The organism is Streptomyces sp. NPDC020965 (assembly GCF_044333555.1).
Classification (GTDB): Bacteria; Actinomycetota; Actinomycetes; order Streptomycetales; family Streptomycetaceae; genus Streptomyces.
Genome location: NZ_JBIRRE010000001.1, coordinates 121,999 through 145,293, shown reverse-complemented (window position 1 = coordinate 145,293; position 23,295 = coordinate 121,999). Strand labels below are relative to the sequence as shown.

17 protein-coding genes are annotated in these 23,295 nt (G+C 70.8%); 9 read left to right on the top strand and 8 right to left on the bottom strand.

Translation table 11 applies throughout. From position 1 onward, the window contains the following. Nucleotides 1–76: 76 nt before the first annotated feature. The 4 genes from pgi to ACH4S7_RS00645 all read left to right on the top strand — a co-directional run bounded on the left by pgi (nucleotide 77) and on the right by ACH4S7_RS00645 (nucleotide 5,263). Nucleotides 77–1,729 carry a glucose-6-phosphate isomerase gene (gene pgi / locus ACH4S7_RS00660; RefSeq protein ID WP_398518859.1) on the top strand — a complete coding sequence of 551 codons (1,653 nt, stop codon included), beginning with the start codon at nucleotides 77–79 and terminating at the stop codon, nucleotides 1,727–1,729. Nucleotides 1,730–1,733: 4 nt separating this feature from the next. Beyond that, nucleotides 1,734–2,246, top strand: coding sequence for a PH domain-containing protein (locus tag ACH4S7_RS00655; RefSeq protein WP_398519976.1), 513 nt, complete (start codon nucleotides 1,734–1,736; stop codon nucleotides 2,244–2,246). Nucleotides 2,247–2,548: 302 nt separating this feature from the next. Then, on the top strand, nucleotides 2,549–4,003 hold the full coding sequence (locus tag ACH4S7_RS00650; RefSeq protein WP_398519975.1) for a PH domain-containing protein: 1,455 nt from the start codon (nucleotides 2,549–2,551) through the stop codon (nucleotides 4,001–4,003). A gap of 351 nt (nucleotides 4,004–4,354) precedes the next feature. Continuing rightward, entirely contained in the window at nucleotides 4,355–5,263 is a 909-nt protein-coding gene (locus tag ACH4S7_RS00645) for a poly-gamma-glutamate hydrolase family protein (protein ID WP_398518858.1), read from the top strand. Between the two features lie 127 nt (nucleotides 5,264–5,390). On the opposite strand, the gene pgl is transcribed toward ACH4S7_RS00645, so the two are convergent. The 5 genes from pgl to tkt are packed head-to-tail and all read right to left on the bottom strand — an operon-like array spanning nucleotide 5,391 to nucleotide 12,020. Further along, nucleotides 5,391–6,170 (bottom strand): 6-phosphogluconolactonase, encoded by a 780-nt coding sequence (pgl, locus tag ACH4S7_RS00640; protein ID WP_398518857.1) that lies wholly within the window; start codon nucleotides 6,168–6,170, stop codon nucleotides 5,391–5,393. Further along, nucleotides 6,167–7,243, bottom strand: coding sequence for a glucose-6-phosphate dehydrogenase assembly protein OpcA (gene opcA / locus ACH4S7_RS00635; RefSeq protein ID WP_398518856.1), 1,077 nt, complete (start codon nucleotides 7,241–7,243; stop codon nucleotides 6,167–6,169). Before opcA ends, pgl begins: the two co-directional genes overlap by 4 nt. Further along, nucleotides 7,240–8,772: a glucose-6-phosphate dehydrogenase gene (gene zwf, locus ACH4S7_RS00630; RefSeq protein ID WP_398518855.1), complete on the bottom strand. Its 1,533-nt coding sequence runs from the start codon at nucleotides 8,770–8,772 to the stop codon at nucleotides 7,240–7,242. The genes opcA and zwf overlap by 4 nt, the downstream gene beginning before the upstream one ends. Nucleotides 8,773–8,777: 5 nt before the next feature. Beyond that, a complete protein-coding gene (gene tal / locus ACH4S7_RS00625; RefSeq protein ID WP_398518854.1) occupies nucleotides 8,778–9,896 on the bottom strand; it encodes a transaldolase in 1,119 nt (372 codons plus the stop codon). A 36-nt stretch (nucleotides 9,897–9,932) separates the two neighbouring features. Beyond that, complete coding sequence (tkt, locus tag ACH4S7_RS00620) at nucleotides 9,933–12,020, bottom strand: transketolase (RefSeq protein ID WP_398518853.1); 2,088 nt, start codon at nucleotides 12,018–12,020, stop codon at nucleotides 9,933–9,935. Nucleotides 12,021–12,333: 313 nt separating this feature from the next. On the opposite strand from tkt, the gene ACH4S7_RS00615 reads away from it, so the two are divergent. Together ACH4S7_RS00615 and ACH4S7_RS00610 are read left to right on the top strand one after the other, a co-directional pair. Further along, a complete protein-coding gene (locus tag ACH4S7_RS00615; protein ID WP_398518852.1) occupies nucleotides 12,334–13,275 on the top strand; it encodes a heme o synthase in 942 nt (313 codons plus the stop codon). Nucleotides 13,276–13,671: 396 nt separating this feature from the next. After that, complete coding sequence (locus ACH4S7_RS00610; RefSeq protein WP_398518851.1) at nucleotides 13,672–13,983, top strand: hypothetical protein; 312 nt, start codon at nucleotides 13,672–13,674, stop codon at nucleotides 13,981–13,983. Between the two features lie 118 nt (nucleotides 13,984–14,101). On the opposite strand, the gene ACH4S7_RS00605 is transcribed toward ACH4S7_RS00610, so the two are convergent. The 3 genes from ACH4S7_RS00605 to ACH4S7_RS00595 form a co-directional block, all read right to left on the bottom strand. Beyond that, the gene (locus ACH4S7_RS00605; protein WP_398518850.1) at nucleotides 14,102–15,070 is read right to left on the bottom strand and encodes a heme A synthase; all 969 of its coding nucleotides are present in this window, start codon (nucleotides 15,068–15,070) and stop codon (nucleotides 14,102–14,104) included. A 117-nt stretch (nucleotides 15,071–15,187) separates the two neighbouring features. Further along, the gene (locus ACH4S7_RS00600) at nucleotides 15,188–15,955 is read right to left on the bottom strand and encodes an ABC transporter permease (protein WP_398519974.1); all 768 of its coding nucleotides are present in this window, start codon (nucleotides 15,953–15,955) and stop codon (nucleotides 15,188–15,190) included. A 65-nt stretch (nucleotides 15,956–16,020) separates the two neighbouring features. Continuing rightward, a complete protein-coding gene (locus ACH4S7_RS00595) occupies nucleotides 16,021–16,947 on the bottom strand; it encodes an ABC transporter ATP-binding protein (protein WP_398518849.1) in 927 nt (308 codons plus the stop codon). A gap of 351 nt (nucleotides 16,948–17,298) precedes the next feature. On the opposite strand from ACH4S7_RS00595, the gene ACH4S7_RS00590 reads away from it, so the two are divergent. From ACH4S7_RS00590 to sufB, 3 genes are all read left to right on the top strand, one after another. After that, on the top strand, nucleotides 17,299–20,898 hold the full coding sequence (locus ACH4S7_RS00590) for a S8 family serine peptidase (protein ID WP_398518848.1): 3,600 nt from the start codon (nucleotides 17,299–17,301) through the stop codon (nucleotides 20,896–20,898). Nucleotides 20,899–21,039: 141 nt separating this feature from the next. Next, nucleotides 21,040–21,789, top strand: a complete 750-nt coding sequence (locus ACH4S7_RS00585; RefSeq protein WP_398518847.1) for a helix-turn-helix transcriptional regulator — start codon at nucleotides 21,040–21,042, stop codon at nucleotides 21,787–21,789. Next, complete coding sequence (gene sufB / locus ACH4S7_RS00580; protein ID WP_398518846.1) at nucleotides 21,786–23,207, top strand: Fe-S cluster assembly protein SufB; 1,422 nt, start codon at nucleotides 21,786–21,788, stop codon at nucleotides 23,205–23,207. The genes ACH4S7_RS00585 and sufB overlap by 4 nt, the downstream gene beginning before the upstream one ends. Nucleotides 23,208–23,295 lie beyond the last annotated feature (88 nt).

Below are 23,295 nucleotides of genomic sequence, written 5' to 3'. Positions count from 1 at the left end.
CGCCGACTCGCCTGATCAATTAGGTTGGAGGCGGAAGGGCGGCAGGACGCACGAGAAGAAGTGAGCTGATGTCCGAGTGAACGCAACTGGCCGTACCCGGCTCAATCAGACGCCCGAGTGGATCGCGCTGGGCAAGCACCGCGAGCGGCTGGGCGGGACCCATCTGCGTGAACTGTTCGCGGCCGACGCGGGGCGCGGCGGTGCGTACACCCTGCGGGTCGGGGATCTGCTCATCGACTACTCCAAGCAGTTGGTCACCGACGAGACCCTGACCCTGCTGCGCGAGCTGGCGGTGGCGACGGACGTGACCGGCCTGCGGGACGCGATGTTCCGCGGCGAGAAGATCAACACCACCGAGGACCGGGCCGTGCTGCACACGGCCCTGCGCGCCCCCCGGGACGCGGTCGTCGAGGCCGACGGCGAGAACGTGGTGCCGGGGGTGCACGCCGTGCTCGACCGGATGGCCGCCTTCTCCGAGCGGGTCCGCTCGGGGGAGTGGACCGGTCACACCGGCAAGCCCATCAAGAACATCGTCAACATCGGTATCGGTGGCTCGGACCTCGGTCCGGCGATGGCGTACGAGGTGCTCCGCTCCTACACCGCGCGCGGGCTGACCCTCCGTTTCGTCTCCAACGTCGACGGCGCCGATCTGCACGAGGCGGTACGGGACCTGGATCCGGCTGAGACGCTGTTCGTCGTCGCCTCCAAGACCTTCACCACCATCGAGACCATCACCAACGCCACCTCCGCGCGCGAATGGCTCCTCACCGGCCTCGACGCCGGTCAGGACGCTGTCGCCCGGCACTTCGTGGCGCTCTCCACCAACGCCGAGAAGGTCACCGACTTCGGTATCGACCCGGCGAACATGTTCGAGTTCTGGGACTGGGTCGGCGGACGCTACTCGTACGACTCGGCCATCGGCCTCTCCCTGATGATCGCCATCGGACCGGAGCGCTTCCGGGAGATGCTCGACGGCTTCCATCTGGTGGACGAGCACTTCCGGACCGCCCCGGCGGAGGCCAACGCCCCGCTGCTGCTGGGCCTGCTCGGCGTGTGGTACGGAGGGTTCTTCGACGCCCAGTCGCACGCCGTGCTCCCGTACTCGCACTATCTCAGCAAGTTCACCGCCTACCTCCAGCAGCTCGACATGGAGTCCAACGGCAAGTCCGTGGACCGGGACGGCAATCCGGTGGAGTGGCAGACCGGGCCCGTGGTCTGGGGCACGCCCGGCACCAACGGACAGCACGCGTACTACCAGTTGATCCACCAGGGCACCAAGGTCATCCCCGCCGACTTCATCGGCTTCGCCCGGCCGGTCCCGGACCTGCCGGCCGGACTGGTCGCCCAGCACGATCTGCTGATGGCCAACTTCTTCGCCCAGACCCAGGCGCTCGCCTTCGGCAAGTCCCCGGAGGAGGTACGGGCGGAGGGGGTGCCCGAGGAGTTGGTGCCGCACAAGTCGTTCCGGGGCAACCACCCCACCACGACGATCCTCGCCGACGAGCTGACCCCGTCCGTGCTCGGCCAGCTCATCGCGCTCTACGAGCACAAGGTGTTCGTCCAGGGCGCGATCTGGCACATCGACTCCTTCGACCAGTGGGGTGTCGAACTGGGCAAGGTCCTCGCCAAGAAGATCGCCCCGGTACTGACCGGGGGCACCGGGGGAGCGGGGCTCGACAGTTCCACCGCCGCGCTCACCGCCGCCTACCGTGCGCTGCGTGGGCGTTGAGCTGATGGTCGCGGGGTCAGGAGGGGCGGGGGCGGTCCGGCTGAGACCGCCGCACAACACGCTGAACGAGCGGGTCGTCGGCTGGTGGCGGATGCGCTCCCTGATCGGTACCGCCGTGGTCGCGGCGGTCCTGGTCGTCGCCGGCTCCCTCATCACCCCGGCGCGTGACTGGCTGCTGGGCGCGGCGGCGGTGGTCGGCGCCGGTGGACTGCTGGAGGCCCTGATCGTGCCCGGGTGGCGGTTCCGGGTGCACCGCTGGGAGGTCACGGACGAGGCGGTGTACGTCCGTACCGGTGCGTTTTTGCAGGAGTGGCGGATCGCGCCGATGTCCCGGATCCAGACCGTGGACACGGTACGCGGGCCGCTGGAACGGTTCTTCCGGCTCGCCACGGTCACCGTCACCACGGCCTCCTCCAAGGGAGAGATCAAGATCGAGGGGCTGGACCACGAGCTGGCGGCCGAGCTGGCGGAGCGGCTGACACGGATCACCCAGGCGACGCCGGGCGACGCGACATGACGGGGGACCTGCCCGGGGCTGAGGCTGGGGCCGGGGCCGGGACCCCTGCCACGCCCGCCGATGCCGAGGCCGTGGCCGGGGCCGGGGGCCCGGCGACGCCGGCCGGAACCGGGGCCCGGTCGCCTGGTGACGGCGCGTCCGAGGCCCCCGTGACACCCGCCGAGGCCGGAGGCGGATCACAGCCGCAGCCGCCCGGCGACGGGTCACTCGGCGACCGGCCGTCCGGCGACGGGCCCGGTGTGGGCGGCGATCAGGAGTGGCGGCGGCTCGACAAGCGCGCCCTGCTCGTCACCGGCGCGCTCATGGCCTCCCTCGCGGCCGGCATCTGCCTCCCGGTGCTGCTCGGACTCTCCAGCGGTGCCTGGTTCGGTCTCGGCCCCGGCGGCGATCTCGGCCTCGGTCTCCTCCTCGGCGGCGCCGCGCTCCTCATCGTCGGCGGCGTCGCCGCCGAGTACCTCAACTGGCGCCGTACCCGCTACCGCGTCGGCGCCGAGCGCGTCGAACTCCACACCGGGATACTGCTGGTCAAACGCCGCTCGCTGGCGCGGGAACGCGTCCGCAGCGTCGATCTGACCGCCAATCCGCTGCTGCGGATACTCGACCTCGTCAAGGTCCGCATCGGCACCGGCGAACAGAGCGGCGGCGGCGAATCCACGCTGGAGCTGGACCCGGTCACCAAGGCGGAGGGCGAACGGCTGCGCCGGGAACTCCTCGGCCGCGCCGCCGCCACCCCCGACACCCACCCGGAGGGACCGCTCGCCGCCGTCGACCTGTCCTGGATCCGCTACGCCCCCCTCACCTTCGTCGCCCCGGCGCTCGGCGGCGCGGCGGCCGGCGCCGTCCTTCAGGTCAGTGAGTGGTTTGGGGCACAGGGCGAGGTCATCGGCTGGGTGGGCGACCGGTTCCAGGACACGACCGTCGTCGTGATGGTGGTGGTGCTCGCGCTCGTGGCCCTGGCCGCCGGCATGGTCGGCTCGCTCGGCCTCTGGGTCGAGATGTGGTGGAACTACCGGCTGGAGCGGGAGGCGGGCGGGACGCTGCGGGTGCGGCGCGGACTGTTCACCGCGCGCTCGCTCTCCATGGAGGAGCGCAGGCTGCGCGGGGTGGAGCTGGTCGAGCCGCTCGGTATAAGACTGTTCGGCGCGGCCCGGCTGGACGCCGTTGCCACCGGTATCGCCCACGGCGACGGGGACCAGCAGGCGGAGCTGAAGGTGCTGCTGCCGCCGGTGCCGCGCGCGGTCGCCGGTGAGCTGGCCGGACGGGTGCTGCGGGAGGCCCGCACCCCCACGGAGACGCCCCTGATCCCGCACCCGGGGGCGGCCCGCGCCCGTCGGCTCCGCGCCGCGCTCGCTGCCGCCGTCGTCCCGCTCGCGCTGCTGGGCGCCGTCGCCTGGTGGGCCCCCTCCTTCCCGCGCTACCTGGTGGCCGGGTACGCGCTGGTGGCGCTGCCGCTCGCGGTGTTCCTCGCGCTCGACGCGTACCGCAATCTGGGGCACGCCCTCAGCGGCGGATATCTGGTCGCCCGCTCCGGTGTGGGCCGCCGCACCACCGTGGCGCTCCAGCGTGCCGGGGTCATCGGCTGGGTGGTGCGCCAGTCGGTCTTCCAGCGGCGGGCCGGTGTGCTCACGCTGACCGCGACGACGGCGGCCGGAGCGGGCGCGTACTCGGTGTACGACGCCGAGGAGGGCGAGGGCCTCCACTTCGCCGCGGCGGCCGTGCCGGGGCTGCTGACGCCGTTCCTGGAGCCGGTGCCTTAGCGCCTGTCGGGGCGATCTTCGAGGACCAGCCCGCACCGTCAGATGCCTGGGCTCTCCCCAGGCCCGCGGGCCGAGGTATGGCCCCCGGGTTCTGCGGGCCGAGGCGTGGGGTCTTCCCCCGGGCCCCGCGGGCCGAGGCGTGGGCCCCAGGTGCCCGCGGGCCGAGGCGTGGGGTCTCTTCCCGGGCCCCGCGGGCCGAGGCGTGGGGCATCCCCAGGCCCCCAAGGGCCGAGGGGACGTGCCGTAGCCGTCGTCGAGGCCCGACAGGATCGTGATCCCGGACAGGCGCCCTGTCCGGGATCACACCCCCGACCGGCGGGGAGGGCCTCCGAACCCGGCGATCATAGGATCATGACCGAAACTGATCGCAGCACCGTCCTCACCGCGTTCACGGACGTCGTCGCCGGTGCCCCGGGTCGGCAGCCGTGGGCGGCCACCGCCGTCGCCCCCGTCGACCGGCACGGTAAGCGCCGGGAGTACACCTCGTACCGCCAGATCTACGCCGACCCCGTACGTGTGGAGGGCCGGGACTACCGGCGGCGGTACGGGTGGTCCGACACGGGGTCGCAGCGGCCGGTCCCCTCCCGTACCACCGTCCTGGCCCCGCACGGTGGCGGGATCGAGGCCGGGACCTCCGAGATCTGCCTCGCCGTCGCCGGATACCACCCCGGCACCCTGCGGCCCCTGGCGGGCGGGCCGCGCCACGACTACTGGATGTTCGAGGGACTCCTTGAGGAGGAGAACTCCCGGCTCCATGTCACCTCGATCGGCTGTGACGACCCGATCGCCCTCGCGATGGCCGGTGGTGGCCCGCACGCGTTGGGCGTGCACGGCTGTGACGCCGCCTCGGTGCCCGATCCGGGGCCGCGGCGCGATATCGCGGTCGTCGGAGGTCTCGACGAACGGTTCAAGGACCTGCTCAAGGAGGAGCTGGGCCGAGCGGACATCCCCTGGCGGGACGCCAACACGGTGGCGGGTCTTGAGGGGACCCACCGCCGGAACCCGTGCAACCGGACCGCCCTCGGCATGGGCGCCCAACTGGAGCTGACCGAGGAACTGCGCCGGAGCATGTTCGGGCGCTTCCTCCCCCGCGATCGGCGGCGGAACGACCAACTGCCCCGGTTCTGGGCGTTCACCGACGCGGTCCGGACGGCCATCGCCAGACGGGAGGCGGCCGAGGTGCCTGAGGTGCCTGAGATGACTGAGGCATGGGAGGCGCGGCCCGTTCCCCGACGGCCACCGGGCACACCGCACCCGTAAACCCTGACAACCCGTACGAGTAGCAGTACGCGCGGCCGTACGAGAAGGGCCCGGGACGCCGCACAGGCGTCCCGGGCCCTTCCTCCTACCTGCTTCTACCCGCTTCCCGCGTACGGGGACGCACCGGCTACGGCGACGCCGGGGGGTACAGATCGCGCGGCAGTTCCGCCGCGGCGGCCGAGTCCAGCAGCCACAGCGTGCGGCTCCGGCCGTACGCGCCCGCCGCCGGGGCCTGGATCTCGCCCGCGCCCGACAGCGCCATCGCCACCGCGTTCGCCTTGTCCGCACCGGCCGCGAGCAGCCACACCTCGCGGGCCGCCCGGATCGCCGGCAGCGTCAGTGAGACACGGGTCGGCGGCGGCTTCGGCGCACCGTGCACCCCGACCACCGTCCGCTCCGTCTCCCGCACCGCGGGCAGCTCCGGGAAGAGCGAGGCGACATGCGTGTCCGGCCCGACGCCCAGCATCAGCACATCGAACGTCGGCACCGGACCGTGGTCCTCCGGGCTCGCCGCGGCGGCGAGTTCGGCGGCGTACGCGGCTGCCGCGGCCTCCACGTCACCCCCGTACGCGTCCGAAGCGGGCATCGCACGCACCCGTGCCGGGTCCACCGGAACGCTGTCCAGCAGGGCCTCGCGGGCCTGCGTCACATTGCGCTCCGGGTCCCCTTCGGGCAGGAACCGCTCATCGCCCCACCACAGGTCGAGCCGGTGCCAGTCGATCGCGTCCCGGGCCGGTGACGACCCGAGCGCGGCCAGCAGGGCGTTGCCGTTGCGCCCGCCGGTCAGGACCACGGACGCCGAGCCGCGCGCGGCCTGGGCGTCCACGATCCTGGTGATCAGCCGGGCCGCGGCGGCCTGCGCCATCAGCTCCTTGTCGCGGTGGACGACGAGCTGCGGAGTACTCACTCGGCGGCCGCCTTCTTCGCTGATGCGTTCTTGGTGGCGGCCTTCTTGGCGGGGGACTTGCGGGCCGGCGCCTGCTCCGGGTGGGGGTGCTCCGTGTGAGCGGCGGTGTCCCGTACCGGCATCGGCCCCACGGGCTCGTCACCGGCCTCCTCGCCCAGCCGGTCCACGCCGTACCGCAGCGCCGACGCGTAGGTGTCGTCCGGGTCCAGCCGGCGCAACTCCTCCGCGATCAGCTCGGCGGTGTCCCGCCGCTTGAGCGCGACGGCCCGGTCCGGCTGGCCCTGGATGGAGAGGTTCGCCAGCGAGCCGTCCGCCCGGTCCAGGACGATCGGCCCGCAGGTGGTCTCCATCCGTACGGCGGTGAGCCCGGGACCCGTCGACAGCGCCCGCTTCACCGGCACGTTCAGTCGGTCCGCGAGCCACATCGCCAGCAGTTCCACGCTCGGGTTGAACTCCTCGCCCTCCACCTCGACGGCGGTGACCTCGCAGCTCACCTGATCCAGCGCGGCGGCGAGCATCGAGCGCCAGGGGGTGATCCGGGTCCAGGAGAGATCCGTGTCCCCGGGGGTGTAGGCGTCGGCGCGCACCGTCAGGTCGTGGATCGGCTGCTCCGCGGCGTAGGCGTCGGTCACCCGGCGCTGCGCCAGCGAACCCAGCGGGTCCTTGGCCGGGTCGAGCGGCGCGTTCACCGGCCACCAGACGACGACCGGCGCGTCGGGCAGCAGCAGCGGCAGCACCACCGACTGGGCGTGGTCGATGACCTCGCCGTACAGCCGGAGGATGACCGTTTCGCCGGTGCCCGCGGCCGCGCCCACCCGCACCTCGGCGTCCAGGCGTGCCTGGGCGCGGGCGCGCGGGGTGCGGGAGACGCGCTTGATGACCACGAGCTTGCGCGAGGGGTGCTCGCGGGACGCCTCGTTGGCGGCCTTCAGCGCGTCGTAGGCGTTCTCCTCGTCGGTGACGATGACGAGGGTGAGCACCATGCCGACGGCCGGGGTGCCGATCGCCCGGCGCCCCTGCACCAACGCCTTATTGATCTTGCTGGACGTGGTGTCCGTAAGGTCGATCTTCATGGCCGGCGCCAGCTCCGTCCGTCTCGTGCGAGCATTTCGTCCGCCTCGACCGGACCCCAGGTCCCCGACGGGTACTGGGCGGGCTTGCCGTGCGCGTCCCAGAACTCCTCGATCGGATCCAGGATCTTCCAGGACAGCTCGACCTCCTCGACCCTCGGGAAGAGGTTGGAGTCGCCGAGCAGCACATCGAGGATGAGCCGTTCGTACGCCTCCGGGCTGGACTCGGTGAAGGACTCGCCATAGGCGAAGTCCATCGACACGTCCCGTACCTCCATCGAGGTGCCCGGCACCTTGGAACCGAACCGCAGGGTCACTCCCTCGTCCGGCTGGACCCGGATGACCAGGGCGTTCTGCCCCAGCTCCTCGGTGGCCGTGTGGTCGAAGGGGGAGTGCGGGGCACGCTGGAAGACGACCGCGATCTCGGTGACCCGGCGACCCAGCCGCTTGCCGGTGCGCAGATAGAACGGCACGCCCGCCCAGCGGCGGTTGTCGATCTCCAGCTTGATGGCCGCGTAGGTGTCGGTGGTCGACGCGGGGTCGATCCCGTCCTCCTGGAGGTAGCCGACGGCCTTCTCGCCGCCCTGCCACCCCGCCGCGTACTGCCCGCGCACGGTGTCGGCGCCCAGGTCCTTCGGCAGCCGTACCGCACTCAGGACCTTGGTCTTCTCCGCCGCCAGCGCGTCCGCGTCGAAGGAGGACGGCTCCTCCATCGCGGTCAGTGCGAGTAGCTGGAGCAGATGGTTCTGGATGACGTCACGGGCGGCGCCGATGCCGTCGTAGTACCCGGCCCGGCCGCCGATGCCGATGTCCTCGGCCATGGTGATCTGGATGTGGTCGACGTACGACCGGTTCCAGATCGGCTCGAAGAGGGTGTTGGCGAACCGCAGCGCCAGGATGTTCTGGACGGTCTCCTTGCCCAGGTAGTGGTCGATGCGGAAGACCTCATGGGGCGGGAAGACCTCGTGCACCACCTGGTTGAGCTCCTGGGCGGAGGCCAGATCGTGCCCGAAGGGCTTCTCAATGACGGCGCGACGCCAGGAGCCGTCCCGCTCCTCGGCCAGTCCGTGCTTCTTGAGCTGCTGGACGACCTTGGGGAAGAACTTCGGCGGCACGGAGAGGTAGAAGGCGAAATTACCGCCCGTGCCTTGCGCCTGATCGAGTTCGACGATGGTCTTCTTGAGCGTCTCGAAGGCGTCGTCGTCGTCGAAGTCGCCCTGGACGAACCGCATCCCCTGGTTGAGCTGCTGCCAGACCTCCTCGCGGAAGGGGGTGCGGGCATGGGCCTTGACGGCGTCGTGCACCTCCTGCGCGAAGTCCTCGTCCTGCCACTCCCGGCGGGCGAAGCCGACCAGGGAGAACCCCGGCGGCAGCAGTCCGCGATTGGCCAGGTCGTAGATGGCGGGCATCAGCTTCTTGCGGGACAAGTCGCCGGTGACACCGAAGATGACCAGGCCCGACGGCCCCGCGATGCGCGGGAGCCGTCGGTCTGCGGCGTCACGAAGCGGATTGGCTTCGCCGGTACCGGACAAGGTGGTCAGCCCTCCGAAGGAGCGAGGCGCTTCAACTCGGCCTCCGTCGACTTGAGCAGGTCGTTCCAGGCGTCGGCGAACTTCTCGACACCCTCGTCCTCCAGCAGCCCGACGACCTCGTCGTAGGAGATGCCGAGCTTCTCGACGGCCGCCAGCTCGGCCCGCGACTGGTCGTAGGTGCCGCGCACGGTGTCACCGGTGATCTGCCCGTGGTCACCAGTGGCGTCCAGAGTGGCCTCCGGCATGGTGTTCACCGTGCCCGGGGCGACCAGCTCGTCCACGTACAGCGTGTCCTTGTACGCCTTGTCCTTCACACCGGTCGAGGCCCACAGCGGACGCTGCTTGTTGGCGCGCGCCCGGTCCAGCGGCGCCCAGCGGTCCGAGCCGAAGACCTCCTCGTACGCCTCGTACGCCAGTCGGGCGTTGGCCAGGCCGGCCTTGCCGCGCGCGGCCTTGGCCTCCGGGGTGCCCAGCGCGTCGATGCGCTTGTCGATCTCGGTGTCCACCCGGGAGACGAAGAACGACGCCACCGAATGGATCTTCGAGAGGTCGAGCCCGCGCGCGTTCGCCTTCTCCAGACCGGCGAGGTAGGCGTCCATCACCTCGCGGTAGCGCTCCAGCGAGAAGATCAGCGTCACATTGACGCTGATGCCGCGACCAATGGTCTCGGTGATCGCCGGCAGACCCGCCTTGGTGGCCGGGATCTTGATCAGGGTGTTGGGGCGGTCCACCAGCCAGGCGAGCTGCTTCGCCTCGGCGACCGTCGCCAGGGTGTTGTGGGCCAGCCGCGGGTCCACCTCGATGGAGACCCGGCCGTCCTGGCCGTCGGTCGCGTCGAAGACCGGCCGCAGGATGTCGGCGGCGTCCCGGACGTCCGCCGTCGTGATCATGCGGATGGCTTCCTCGACGGTCACCTTGCGCGCGGCCAGCTCCGTGAGCTGCTGCTCGTAGCCGTCGCCGCCGCTGATCGCCTTCTGGAAGATCGACGGGTTGGTGGTCACACCGACCACATGCCGCTGGTCGATCAGCTCGGCGAGGTCACCGGAGGTGATCCGCTTGCGCGAGAGGTCGTCGAGCCAGATCGCGACACCTTCGTCGGAGAGGCGCTTGAGTGCGTCTGTCATGAGGATTGCAACTCCTGTTTAGTTCGTATACCGGCGTCAGCGCGCGGCGGCTTCGAGAGATTCCCGCGCGGCGGCGGCGACCGCGTCGGCGGTGAAGCCGAACTCGCGGAACAGGACCTTGCCGTCGGCCGAAGCGCCGAAGTGCTCCAGCGAGACGATGCGGCCCGCGTCACCGACGAAGCGGTGCCAGGTGAGACCGATACCGGCCTCGACCGCCACCCGCGCCTTCACCGAAGGCGGCAGCACGGACTCCCGGTACCCCTGGTCCTGCTCGTCGAACCACTCCACCGACGGCATCGACACCACTCGGGTGGGCACGCCATCGGCCTGGAGCTGCTCACGCGCCTCCACCGCGAGCTGCACCTCGGAGCCGGTACCGATCAGCACGACCTGCGGCTCACCGCCTTCCGCCTCGAACAGGACGTAACCGCCGCGAGCGGCGTTCTCGTTCCGCTCGTACGTCGGCACACCCTGACGGGTCAGCGCCAGACCGTGCGGGGCGCCGACCCCGAACTCCTTCGTGTACCGCTTGAGGATCTCGCGCCAGGCGATGGCGGTCTCGTTGGCATCCGCCGGACGGACCACGTTCAGACCCGGAATGGCGCGCAGCGAGGCCAGGTGCTCCACCGGCTGGTGCGTCGGGCCGTCCTCGCCGAGACCGACCGAGTCATGCGTCCAGACGTACGTCACCGGCAGGTGCATCAGCGCGGAGAGCCGCACCGCGTTGCGCATGTAGTCGGAGAACACGAGGAACGTGCCGCCGTAGATACGGGTGTTCCCGTGCAGCGCGATGCCGTTCATCTCGGCGGCCATCGAGTGCTCGCGGATGCCGAAGTGGATCGTACGGCCGTACGGGTCGGCCTCCGGCAGCGGATTGCCCTCGGGCAGGAACGACGACGTCTTGTCGATGGTGGTGTTGTTCGAGCCCGCGAGGTCGGCGGAGCCGCCCCACAGCTCGGGCACGATCGCGCCCAGCGCCTGGAGGACCTTGCCGGACGCGGCCCGGGTGGCGACACCCTTGCCGGTCTCGAACTCCGGCAGGTGGTCCTCCCAGCCGGCCGGCAGCTCGCCCGCTCGGATCCGGTCGAACTCGGCGGCGCGCTCCGGGTTGGCCGTGCGCCAGGCGGCGAACGTCTTCTCCCACTCGCCCCGGGTCTCCCGGCCGCGGTCCAGCGCGGCACGGGTGTGCGCGATGACCGCGTCGGAGACCTCGAAGGACTGCTCGGGGTCGAAGCCGAGGACCCGCTTGGTGGCCGCGACCTCTTCATCGCCCAGCGCCGAGCCGTGCGCGGCCTCGGTGTTCTGCGCGTGCGGGGCGGGCCAGGCGATGATCGAACGGGCCGCGATGAACGAGGGGCGCTCGGTCTCGGCCTGCGCCGCGCGCAGCGCCTGGTAGAGGGCGGCGGGGTCGAGGTCGCCGTTGGGCGCCTGCGCCACGCGCTGGACGTGCCAGCCGTACGCCTCGTACCGCTTGAGAGTGTCCTCGGAGACCGCGGTCTCGGTGTCGCCCTCGATGGAGATGTGGTTGTCGTCCCACAGCAGTACGAGGTTGCCGAGCTTCTGGTGCCCGGCCATCGAGGACGCCTCGGCGGAGATGCCCTCCTGGAGGCAGCCGTCACCGGCGATGGCCCAGATGGTGTGGTCGAACGGCGAGGTGCCCGGGGCGGCGTCCGGGTCGAACAGACCGCGCTCGTAGCGGGCGGCCATCGCCATGCCCACGGCGTTGGCGACGCCCTGGCCGAGCGGTCCGGTCGTCGTCTCCACGCCGGTGGTGTGGCCGTACTCCGGGTGGCCGGGAGTCTTCGAGCCCCAGGTCCGGAACGCCTTCAGATCATCCAGCTCAAGGCCGTACCCGGCCAGGTAGAGCTGGGTGTACAGGGTCAGCGACGAGTGACCGGCGGAGAGGACGAACCGGTCCCGGCCGGTCCAGTCCGCGTCGGCGGGGTCGTGTCGCATCACCTTCTGGAACAGGACGTACGCGGCGGGCGCGAGGCTCATGGCCGTACCGGGGTGGCCGTTGCCGACCTTCTGTACGGAATCCATGGCCAGGACGCGGGCGGTATCGACAGCCCGCTGGTCCAGATCGGTCCACTCAAGGTCTGTGGTGGTCGGCTTGGTGCTCACCCTGGTTCAGGGCTCCTCTCCACATGTTTCCCCATGTGTGCTCCACATGGCGTCTCCCGGTGACGACGGAAGCACCGGGCGCTGCCGAGCCTACCCGCGACCTGGCACTCAGCAGGTGCCGAGCGCTTCGGCCCCCGACCCGCCGGGGGACCGCGCAATATTCGCGGGAGTGCAGCTCAACACGACCCCACCCCCGTGCGGGGCGAAGGATCGGCAGCCTCTAGAGTGGCGTGGTAAGCGCGAGTGTTTACCGGGCCTTCATGTATGTCCACATGCGTCCGGCGCTCGCTGGGAGTCTCTGTCAGGGGTGTGCGTGACGGCCGTCGAATCCCGTCCAGCGGGGGTGCTCGGCACGAGCCCCGGCAGCCAGCCGTTCGGGGCCCGGGTCAGGGCCTTCGTGGCACTGACCAAGCCGCGGATCATCGAGCTGCTGCTCATCACCACCGTGCCGGTCATGTTCCTCGCCGCGCAAGGGGTACCGGATCTCTGGCTGGTTCTGGTGACCTGCCTCGGCGGTTACCTCTCGGCGGGTGGCGCCAACGCGCTGAACATGTACCTCGACCGCGATATCGACGCGCTGATGGACCGTACGTCGCAGCGCCCGCTGGTCACCGGAATGGTGTCGCCGCGTGAGGCCCTCGTCTTCGGGATCACCCTCGCGGTCGTCTCCACCCTCTGGTTCGGCCTGCTGGTCAACTGGCTCTCCGCCTGGCTCTCGCTCGGCGCGCTCCTCTTCTACGTGGTCGTCTACACGATGATCCTGAAGCGGCGCACCTCGCAGAACATCGTCTGGGGCGGCATCGCGGGCTGTATGCCCGTCCTGATCGGCTGGTCCGCGGTCACCAACTCGATGTCCTGGGCCGCCGTCATCCTCTTCCTCGTCATCTTCTTCTGGACGCCGCCGCACTACTGGCCGCTGTCGATGAAGGTGAAGGACGACTACGCCCGCGTGGGTGTGCCGATGCTCCCGGTGGTCGCCTCCAACCGAGTGGTGGCCCGCCAGATCGTCCTCTACAGCTGGGTGATGGTCGCGGTCTCGCTGCTGCTCACCCCGCTCGGGTACACCGGCTGGTTCTACACGACGGTGGCGCTGGCGACGGGCGGCTGGTGGCTCTGGGAGGCGCACGCGCTCCAGGCTCGCGCGAAGTCGGGGGCGACGGGGGCGAAGCTGAAGGAGATGCGGCTGTTCCACTGGTCGATCACCTACGTCTCGCTCCTCTTCGTCGCGGTCGCGGTCGACCCCTTCGTGAGCTGACGCCCCTCCGGGGTGGGGGCTCCGGTCCTTGCGGCTCCCTCGCGCATCAGGGTCCGTCCTCAATCGCCGGACGGGCTAGAACTAGCCTCGCCGGCGATTGAGGCGCGGGGTTCGGGGCGGAGCCCCGCGAAGCGGCCGAGACCCACGGGGAGCCTGGCAACGGGCGAGCGGCTTCGGTCCAGGGCCCATGCCGTTCCCGCCGCCTCGCGCTGAGGGGTCCGTCCTCAAACGCCGGACGGGCTTAATTTCCAGCCCGTCCGGTGGGCGGAGTCGCTAAAACCAGCCTCGCCGGCGATTGAGGCGCGGGGTTCGGGGCGGAGCCCCGGGAGGGGCTGAGGTGCAGGACACTGCCGGAGGGCATGGTCACCGTCCGGTACCCGCAAGTAGCATCGCTCCATGCAGATGACCCCGCGCAAGACGGCCAAGCTCGCCAAGGAGATCCGCACCTTCGCGAAGGCGCACGGCGGAGCCGAGGGCCAGCTCGCCTACATCGGTCAGGCCGGCACCCGGATCGTGCTCGTCGGTGACGACGGAGCCTGGGGTGATCTCGTCGCCCCCACCCATGACATCGCGACCGCCGCCGCCGAGCAGGCCGGTCTCACGCTCCATGAGTCGTTCGACGGGGAGTTCGCTGCGAAGGTCCGTACGGGCCCCTACGAGTGGACCCGGATGGCCGGTATCCAGGTCGGCGGTCCCTCGAACGGCTGACGCGGAACGCCGTCACGGCACACAGCCGCCCCCCGGCGTACGGGAGTACGCCGGGGGGCGGTGTCATGTCGTCAGCGTCAGCGCTACGAGAGCCTCAGCGCTACGAGAGGCAGACCCTTCAGACTTTCGACAGCTCCGGGTCGGGCTGCGTGGGCACCGGGGTCGTGGCCCACGGGCGTTCCCGCAGGCTCAGCGCCAGCCGGATGACCGCGATCCACATCAGCGAGGAGCCGAGCATATGGACGCCGACCAGGATCTCGGGGACGCCCGTGAAGTACTGGAGATAGCCCACCGCACCCTGCGCCAGCAGCACGATCAGCAGATCCCGGGAGCGCGCGCGGACGTCCTTCGGCGCGTCCACCACCCGTAGCACCAGCCACATCGCGAGCGCGAGCGCGCAGACGACCCAGGCGGAGATCGCGTGCACCTGGGCCGCGGCGACCCAGTCCCACGGCATCCGCGGCACATCGCTGCTGTCACCGGCGTGCTTGCCCGAGCCGGTCACCGCCGTGCCCAGCGTGATCAGCACCACGCTCGTGCCGACGATCGCCCAGGACAGCTTGCGGACCGGTCGCGGCACCCGGGGGCGCGCCGGGGCGTCGCCCTCGCCGGCCCGGTGCCAGGTGATCACGGCCACGGTGATCAGCGCGTTCGCGGCGAGGAAGTGCCCGGCCACGGTCCACGGGTTGAGGCCCGCCCAGACGGTGATCCCGCCGAGCACGGCGTTGCTCACCACGATCCAGAACTGCGCCCAGCCCAGCCGGAGCAGTCCGCGGCGCAGCGGCTTGGTGGAGCGCACCGCGATGATGGCCCAGCCGACCGCCGCCGACAGGACGTACGTCAGCATCCGGTTGCCGAACTCGATCGCCCCGTGCAACCCCTGTTCGGGAGTGGCGAACAGGGAGTCGTCGGTGCACTTGGGCCAGGTGTCGCAGCCGAGACCGGATCCGGTCAGCCGGACCGCGCCGCCCGTGACGATGATGAACACACTCATCACGACGGCGGAGAGCGTGGCCCGCCGGAGCGTCCCGGGTTTGGGCGTCCAGCGCTGGGCGATGAAGGCGAGGGGGGTTTGCACGGGAACCATCGTAGGACGATGCCTTGTGCATGTTTTCACTAGGGTCCGATCGGGGGCCCCGGTGTCGCGGAAAACCACCGTACGGCCAGGTCCCAGAGGCTGGTCCGGTCCCGGGTAAGCCCCGGACTACTCCCAGCGGAAGAGCCGGCCCGCCGCGCCGAGTCCGAGCACCGCCCAGACGGCGAGCACGCCGAGATTCCCCCAGGGCAGCGAGTCCCCGTGCTGCAACACGTCACGCAGTCCGTCCGAGAGCGCCGAGATCGGCAGCAGCGCGAGCGCCGACGCGACCCCGTCGGGGAACCGGTCCAGCGGCACGATCACCCCGCCGCCCACCAGCAGCAGCAGGAAGACCAGATTGGCGGCGGCCAGGGTGGCCTCGGCGCGCAGCGTGCCGGCCATCAGCAGTCCGAGGCCGCTGAAGGCGGCGGTGCCGAGCGCCAGCAGCAGGAGCACGGAGAACGGGTCCCCGCCGGGCGACCAGCCCAGCGCGAACGCGATCGACGTCAGCAGCGCGATCTGCAGCATCTCCGTGACCAGCACGGAGAGCGTCTTGGCGCACATCAGGGCCCAGCGGGGGAGCGGGGACGCGCCGAGTCGTTTGAGGACTCCGTACCGCCGCTCGAAACCGGTGGCGATGGCCTGCCCGGTGAAGGCGGTGGACATCACGGCGAGCGCGAGCACGCCGGGGGTGAGGAAGTCGACCGGCTCGCCGCTCCCGGTGTCGACGACATCGACCGTCGAGAACAGGACGAGGAGGAGGGAGGGGATGACGACGGTGAGCAGCAACTGCTCACCGTTGCGCAGCAGCATCCTGGTCTCGAACGCGGTCTGCGCCGCGATCATGCGGCCCAGCGGCGCGGCGCCCGGCCTCGGTGTGTACGTACCGGCGCTCACGCCCGCCACTCCTGACTCCGCTGTTTCCGGGGACCGCTGCCGGCCGAGCCCGTGGTGGTTCTGGGTCACGCCCGCAGTTCCTTCCCCGTCAGCTCCAAAAAGACGTCCTCCAGCGTGTGCCGCTCCACCGAGATGCCGGACGGCATCACACCGTGCTGCGCGCACCAGGAGGTGACCGTGGCGAGCAACTGGGGGTCCACCTGACCCGCTATCCGGTACGCCCCCGGGGTCAGCTCGGCCGCCTCGGTGCCGTCCGGGAGGGCCTTGAGCAGGGAGGCGACGTCGAGTCCGGGGCGACCGGTGAAGCGGAGGGTGTTCTCGGCGCCGCCCCGGCAGAGCTGTTCGGGGGTGCCCCGGGCGATGACCCGGCCCGCGTCGATGATGGCGACACCGTCCGCGAGTTCCTCGGCCTCATCCATGAAGTGCGTGGTCAGGATGGTGGTGACGCCGTCCGCGCGCAGCTCGCGCACCAGTTGCCAGGTGGCGTGGCGGGCCTGTGGGTCGAGGCCGGCGGTGGGTTCGTCCAGGAAGATCAGTTCGGGGCGGCCGACGACGGCCATCGCGAGCGCGAGCCGCTGCTGCTGGCCGCCGGAGAGTCGCCGGTAGGTCGTCCGGCCGCAGCCGCCGAGGCCGAGCCGTTCGATCAGCGCGTCCACGTCGAGGGGGTGGGCGTGCAGCTTCGCCATATGGCGCAGCATCTCTTCGGCGCGGGCCCCGGAGTAGACGCCGCCGGACTGGAGCATCACCCCGATCCGGGCGCGCAGTTTCGGGGCGTCGGCGACCGGGTCGAGGCCGAGGACCCGTACCGTGCCCGCGTCGGCGCGGCGGTAGCCCTCACAGATCTCGATCGTGGTGGTCTTGCCGGCACCGTTGGGACCGAGGACGGCGGTCACCCGGCCCTGCGGGACGTCGAGGTCGAGGCCGTTCACGGCCGTCTTCGATCCGTACCGCTTGACCAGGCCCTGGATCTGGACGACGGACTCGCTAAGCATGTCGGAAGTCTAGGCGGGCGCGCGGAAGGCTCTGAGCGCGCCCCCGCGACCCCGTACCCCCCGGGGCGGGCGCACGGAGCGCTCCGAGTGCGGCCCCCGGCGGCCCGTACCCCGGGCGGGCGCGCGGGTGACGTCCGAGCGCGCCCCACACCCCGTACCCCCGGCGCACAGGACGCCCCCCGCGCCCGCCCGCGACCCCCTGCCGGACCGCTGTGACCGCTGCGCCGGAAAAGGCCAGAACTGGCACCTGATGCGTTCTTCACATGGACCTGTCAAGTCCTTCACGATGCGAGGGCCGGCACGAACGCCCTCCAGGTGCCGGTACGAACCCCACCCAGTTAGGAGAGTTCGTTGGCTGGACGCAGACCGGAACGGCGCGGGGCCCTCGCCGCCCTGACCGCCGTGGCCCTGGCACTTCCCCTCGCTCTCGGCGCCACCCCCGCCCAGGCATTACCGACCCAGGCGTTACCCGACCCCGGCGCGGGAGCGTCGGCGGCACCCTCCCCGTACCGGGCCAAGGCGGAGGCTCCGGTCCGCGCCCGGCTCGACGCCGGTGACAGGGCGACCTTCTGGGTCGCCCTGTCGCATGAGGCGGACACCTCCGCCGTCCGGCAGCAGCGGACCAGGACGGACCGGGCCCGTTTGCTGCTGCGCACCAAGCAGGAGCACGCCCAGCGCACCCAGGCCCCGCTGAAGGCGCTGCTCGACGCGGCGGGTGCGGAGTACGAATCCTTCTGGATCACCAACACCCTCAAGGTCACCACGGACGCGGCCGTCGCCCGGACCATCGCGGCGCGCCCCGAGGTCGCCGCGCTGGAGGCGGACGACCCGATCCCGGTCCCCGACCCGCTGCCGGGCCGCGCCGAACCGCGCACCGACGCCGTCGAGTGGAACATCGACCGGGTCAACGCCCCGAAGGTGTGGTCCGAGTTCGGCGCGCGCGGCGAGGGCGTCGTCGTCGCGAACATCGACACCGGGGTCCAGCTCGACCATCCGGCCGTGAAGGCCAAATACCGCGGCCTGCGCTCCGACGGCGGCTACGACCACGCCTACAACTGGTTCGATCCGGCCAAGGTGTGCACGGTCGCCGGCCCCTGTGACAACAACGGCCACGGCACCCACACCATGGGCACGATGGTCGGCGACGACGGCGCGGGCAATCAGATCGGGGTCGCCCCCGGCGCCCGCTGGATCGCCGCCAAGGGCTGCGAGTCCTCCTCGTGCAGCCGGGACTCCCTGCTCCGCTCCGGGCAGTGGATCGTCGCCCCCACCGACGCGGCCGGCGCCAATCCGCGTCCCGATCTCGCCCCCGACATCGTGAACAACTCATGGGGCAGCGGCGTCTTCGACGCCTGGTACAAGACGGTCGTCCAGTCCTGGCGGGACGCGGGCATCTTCCCCGCGTTCTCCAACGGGAACAACGGCCCGAGCTGCAATTCGGCGGGATCGCCGGGCAGCTACGCGAACTCGTACGCGTCCGGCGCCTTCGACATCAACAACGCCATCGCCTCCTTCTCCTCGCGCGGTACCGGCGAGGCCGGCACCCTGAAGCCCAACCTGGCAGCGCCCGGGGTCAACATCCGCTCCGCCTGGACGGGCGGCGGCTACAACGCGATCTCCGGCACCTCGATGGCCTCGCCCCACACCGCCGCCACCGTGGCCCTGCTCTGGTCGGCCGCCCCCGCGCTGCGCGGCGATATCGCCGCCACCGAGAAGCTCCTCGACGCGTCCGCCGTGGACGTGGACAACACCACCTGCGGTGGCACGGCCGCCGACAACAACGTCTTCGGCGAGGGCCGGCTCGACGCGCACGCGGCCGTCACCGCCGCCCCGCGCGGCCCGCTCGGCGCGGTCGGCGGCACGGTCACCTCGGGCACCAGCCCGGTCGCCGACGCCGAGCTGCGGTTCGACGGCCCGATGCGCTCGACCGTGAGCAGCGGCGCCAACGGCACCTACGCCCTGCCGAAGCTGATGGTCGGCGAGTACCGGGTCACCGTCAGCAAATTCGGCTATGTCACGGCCACCGGGGCCGTGACCGTGGTCGAGGGCGCCAGCACGGTCAAGGACTTCGCGCTGGACGAGGCGGCGTCCGCCGATGTCACCGGCCGGATCACCGGCCACTCCGGCGCCGAGGCGAATGCCGTGGTCACCGCCCAGGGCACGCCGGTCAGCACCAGGTCGGCCGCCGACGGCGGCTATGCGCTGCGCCTTCCGGTGGGCACGTACGACCTCGCTGTGACCCCCGCCCACCGATGCGCGTCGGCGACCAGCGTCCGGGTCGAGGTCACCGCCGCGACCGTCCGGGACATCGCCCTGCCGGACCGTACGGACACCTTCGGGACCGCTTGCTCGGTCGGCGCCGCGGCCTTCCCCGAGGGGGCCACGAAGCTGGCGTTCTCCAGCGAGTTCTTCGGCACCTCCGCCTTCGCGCTGCCCTTCCCGGTGGCCCTCTACGGCCGGACGTACCGCACGGCGACCGCCTCGGTCGACGGCGTGCTCTCCTTCGGTGCGTCCTCCACCTCCGGCGTCAACGGCTCCCTGCCCACCACCGGTACGCCGAACGGCGCGCTCTACCCCTTCTGGGACAACCTCACCGTGGACGCGGCGGCCGGGGTGTACTGGTCCGCCACCGGAACCGCCCCGCACCGGAAGATCGTCGTCGAGTGGCGCAACGCGCTCATCGGAGCGACCACCGCCGAGCGGATCTCCTTCGCGGCGGTGCTGAGCGAGGACGGCACCGCGTCCTTCCACTACAAGGACGTCTCCGGCGCCGGCTTCGAGAACGGCTCGTCCGCGACCATCGGCGCGGAGAACGCCACCGGCACCGACGCCCTCCTCTACTCGTACAACGAGGCCACGGTCCGGGACGGCGCGAGCATCCACCTCCGTACGACGAAGAGCGCGATCGTCGCCGGTACGGTCACCGACGCCAATGACGGCAAGGCGGTGGCCGGCGCGAGCGTCGCCGTCACCGCTGGTGGTGCCGGAGTCGGGAGCGACACCGTCACGGCCGACGGCGGCTACCTCGCACAGGTGCCCGCCCCCGCCGACTACGACCTCACGCTGTCCGCGCCCGCCTACGCACCGGTGAGCGGGCGGCAGGGGCTGAAGCCGGGGGAGACCGGGGTCCTCGATGCCGCGCTGACCACCGGCCGGGTCGCAGCCGACACCAGCCGGCTGACCGTGATCGCTCCCGCGGGGCAGCAGCGTGCCCGCGCGATCACGCTCGTGAACACCGGCTCCGCCACCCCCTTCACCGTCGCGGAGAAGGACGGCAAGGGCTGGATCACTGCGGCCCCCGGCAGCGGTGAGCTGGCGGCGGGCGGTTCCCAGGAGGTGCGGCTGAGCATCGACACCACCGGGGCGGCCCCCGGCTCGGTGCTCACCGGCACGCTGGCGGTCACCTCCCGCAGCGGCCGGGCGCCGGTGATCGACATTCCGGTCTCCGTCGTCGTCCCCGCCTATCAGCGGGCGGTCGACAGCGGCGCGACCCGGTCCGTCGTGGACCCGCTCGGCGACACCTGGACCGCCGACCAGGCGTACACCGTCGGGGGGCACGGCTATCTGGGCAGCTCGACCCGGCAGTCCATCTCACGGCCGGTCGTGGGCGTCCCGGCGACGAGCGACCCGGTGCTCTACCGGACCGCCCGGCAGGGCATGTACGAGTACCGGTTCGACGCGCTGCCCCCGGGGACCTACCGGGTGGAGCTGGGTTTCGCCGAGCCGGCCACCAACCGGCCGACCCAGCGGGTCTTCGACGTGATGGCGGAGGGGATCCAGTTCGTCCCCAATCTGGACCTGGCCCTGGAGGCCGGGGTACGGACCGCCCATGACCGGTCCTTCACCGTCACGGTCACCGACGGGCAGCTCAATCTGCGGTTCGTGGCCAATTCCGGGAAAACTCTGGTGAACTCGATCAAGGTCACAGAGCGGCCTGATCTGACCGGCTGATATTGGTAAAATCCCTGCTCAGGGCCTGTTCTCCGGTCGGGGAACAGGCCCTGTGTTAGGTAACCCTAAGTGACGAAGCGCACCGGAAGTACGGCCGGACGGCGGTTGTCACCCTCGAAGGAATTACGCAACAATGGTGTTGTGAAAAACGTCGGCGAGGCTCCGCAGGAGGAACTCGCGACCGGTTCGCGCACGGATCATTCGACACGCAACCGCGTCGCGCGCTCTGTCCTGGACCATGGCCCGTCCACCGTGGCGGCTCTGGCGGTCCGGCTCGGACTCACCCACGCGGCGGTCCGCCGCCACCTCGACACTCTCGTCGCGGAGAACATCGTAGAACCCCGTGAGCAGCGGATCTACGGCGCCCGCACCCGGGGCAGGCCCGCCAAGGTCTTCGCCCTCACATCCTGCGGCCGGGACGCCTTCGACCAGTCGTACGACGCACTGGCCATGGACGCCCTCCGCTGGATCGAGCGCGCGGCGGGCGGTGGAGCGGCCGGCGAGGCCGCCGTCGCCGCCTTCGCGCGCGACCGGATGGAGGCCCAGGCCGAGCCCTACCGGGCGGCCGTCGAAGCCGCGGCCCCCGAGCAGCGCACGGCGGCCCTGGCGAAAGCCCTGAGCGCCGACGGGTACGCTGCTATGGCGCGCAGCGCCCCCGGCCCTCAGCAGGGTGAGCAGCTCTGTCAGCACCACTGCCCGGTCGCCCACGTCGCCGAGCAGTACCCACAGCTCTGCGAGGCGGAGACCGAGGTCTTCTCGCGTCTGCTCGGGACCCATGTCCAGCGTCTGGCCACCATCGCCCACGGCGACGGCGTGTGCACGACGTTCATTCCGCGTAGCACCACCACACCATCAGCATCCGCAAGCACGGCCGGGAGGAACCCCGCATGACTCTCCCCACGGAGACCGCTCACCCCGAACTGGAGGGGCTGGGCACGTACGAATTCGGCTGGGCCGACTCCGACGCGGCAGGCGCCACCGCCAAGCGCGGTCTCTCCGAGGCCGTCGTCCGCGACATCTCGGCGAAGAAGAACGAGCCGGAGTGGATGCTGAAGCTGCGCCTCAAGGGGCTGCGGCTGTTCGACCGGAAGCCCATGCCGAACTGGGGCTCCGACCTGTCGGGCATCGACTTCGACAACATCAAGTACTTCGTGCGCTCCACGGAGAAGCAGGCGGCGTCCTGGGAGGACCTGCCCGAGGACATCAAGAACACCTACGACAAGCTGGGCATCCCGGAGGCGGAGAAGCAGCGTCTCGTCGCCGGTGTCGCCGCCCAGTACGAGTCCGAGGTCGTCTACCACCAGATCCGTGAGGACCTGGAGGAGCAGGGCGTCATCTTCCTCGACACGGACACCGCGCTGAAGGAGCACCCCGAGCTCTTCCAGGAGTACTTCGGCACGATCATCCCGGTCGGCGACAACAAGTTCGCCTCGCTGAACACGGCCGTCTGGTCCGGTGGCTCGTTCATCTACGTGCCCAAGGGTGTCCACGTCGACATCCCGCTCCAGGCGTACTTCCGTATCAACACGGAGAACATGGGCCAGTTCGAGCGGACGCTGATCATCGTCGACGAGGACGCCTACGTCCACTACGTCGAGGGTTGTACCGCGCCGATCTATTCCTCGGACTCGCTGCACAGCGCCGTGGTCGAGATCATCGTCAAGAAGGGCGGCCGCTGCCGCTACACGACGATCCAGAACTGGTCGAACAACGTCTACAACCTGGTCACCAAGCGGGCCGTGGCCTACGAGGGCGCGACCATGGAGTGGGTCGACGGCAACATCGGCTCCAAGGTGACCATGAAGTACCCGGCCGTCTACCTGATGGGCGAGCACGCCAAGGGCGAGACGCTCTCCATCGCGTTCGCGGGCGAGGGCCAGCACCAGGACGCCGGCGCCAAGATGGTCCACATGGCCCCGAACACCTCCTCCAACATCGTCTCCAAGTCGGTGGCGCGAGGCGGCGGCCGTACCTCCTACCGCGGTCTGATCGAGATCGGCGAGGGCTCCCCGGGCTCGAAGTCCAATGTGCTCTGTGACGCGCTGCTGGTCGACACGATCTCCCGCTCGGACACCTACCCGTACGTCGACGTCCGCGAGGACGACGTCTCCATGGGCCACGAGGCCACCGTCTCCAAGGTCTCCGAGGACCAGCTCTTCTACCTGATGAGCCGCGGTATGACGGAGTTCGAGGCGATGGCGATGATCGTGCGCGGCTTCGTCGAGCCCATCGCCAAGGAACTGCCGATGGAGTACGCGCTGGAACTGAACCGGCTGATCGAGCTGCAGATGGAGGGTTCGGTCGGCTAGCCCGGCCGCTCCCAGCGGGGCGGGCGCCGGACGCGCCCGCCCTCGCGGCGAACGATTTTCCTGACCCAGAGGCAGAGAGAGAGCACGA

Bases quoted from the DNA above. Each gene is read 5' to 3' on its own strand.
- ACH4S7_RS00655 (WP_398519976.1), top strand. From the start codon at position 1,734: ATGGTCGCGGGGTCAGGAGGGGCGGGGGCGGTCCGGCTGAGACCGCCG.
- ACH4S7_RS00650 (WP_398519975.1), top strand. From the start codon at position 2,549: ATGGCCTCCCTCGCGGCCGGCATCTGCCTCCCGGTGCTGCTCGGACTC.
- ACH4S7_RS00605 (WP_398518850.1), bottom strand. From the start codon at position 15,070: ATGGTTCCCGTGCAAACCCCCCTCGCCTTCATCGCCCAGCGCTGGACG.
- opcA (WP_398518856.1), bottom strand. From the start codon at position 7,243: ATGAAGATCGACCTTACGGACACCACGTCCAGCAAGATCAATAAGGCG.
- ACH4S7_RS00610 (WP_398518851.1), top strand. From the start codon at position 13,672: ATGCAGATGACCCCGCGCAAGACGGCCAAGCTCGCCAAGGAGATCCGC.
- sufB (WP_398518846.1), top strand. From the start codon at position 21,786: ATGACTCTCCCCACGGAGACCGCTCACCCCGAACTGGAGGGGCTGGGC.
- ACH4S7_RS00645 (WP_398518858.1), top strand. From the start codon at position 4,355: ATGACCGAAACTGATCGCAGCACCGTCCTCACCGCGTTCACGGACGTC.
- tal (WP_398518854.1), bottom strand. From the start codon at position 9,896: ATGACAGACGCACTCAAGCGCCTCTCCGACGAAGGTGTCGCGATCTGG.
- ACH4S7_RS00595 (WP_398518849.1), bottom strand. From the start codon at position 16,947: ATGCTTAGCGAGTCCGTCGTCCAGATCCAGGGCCTGGTCAAGCGGTAC.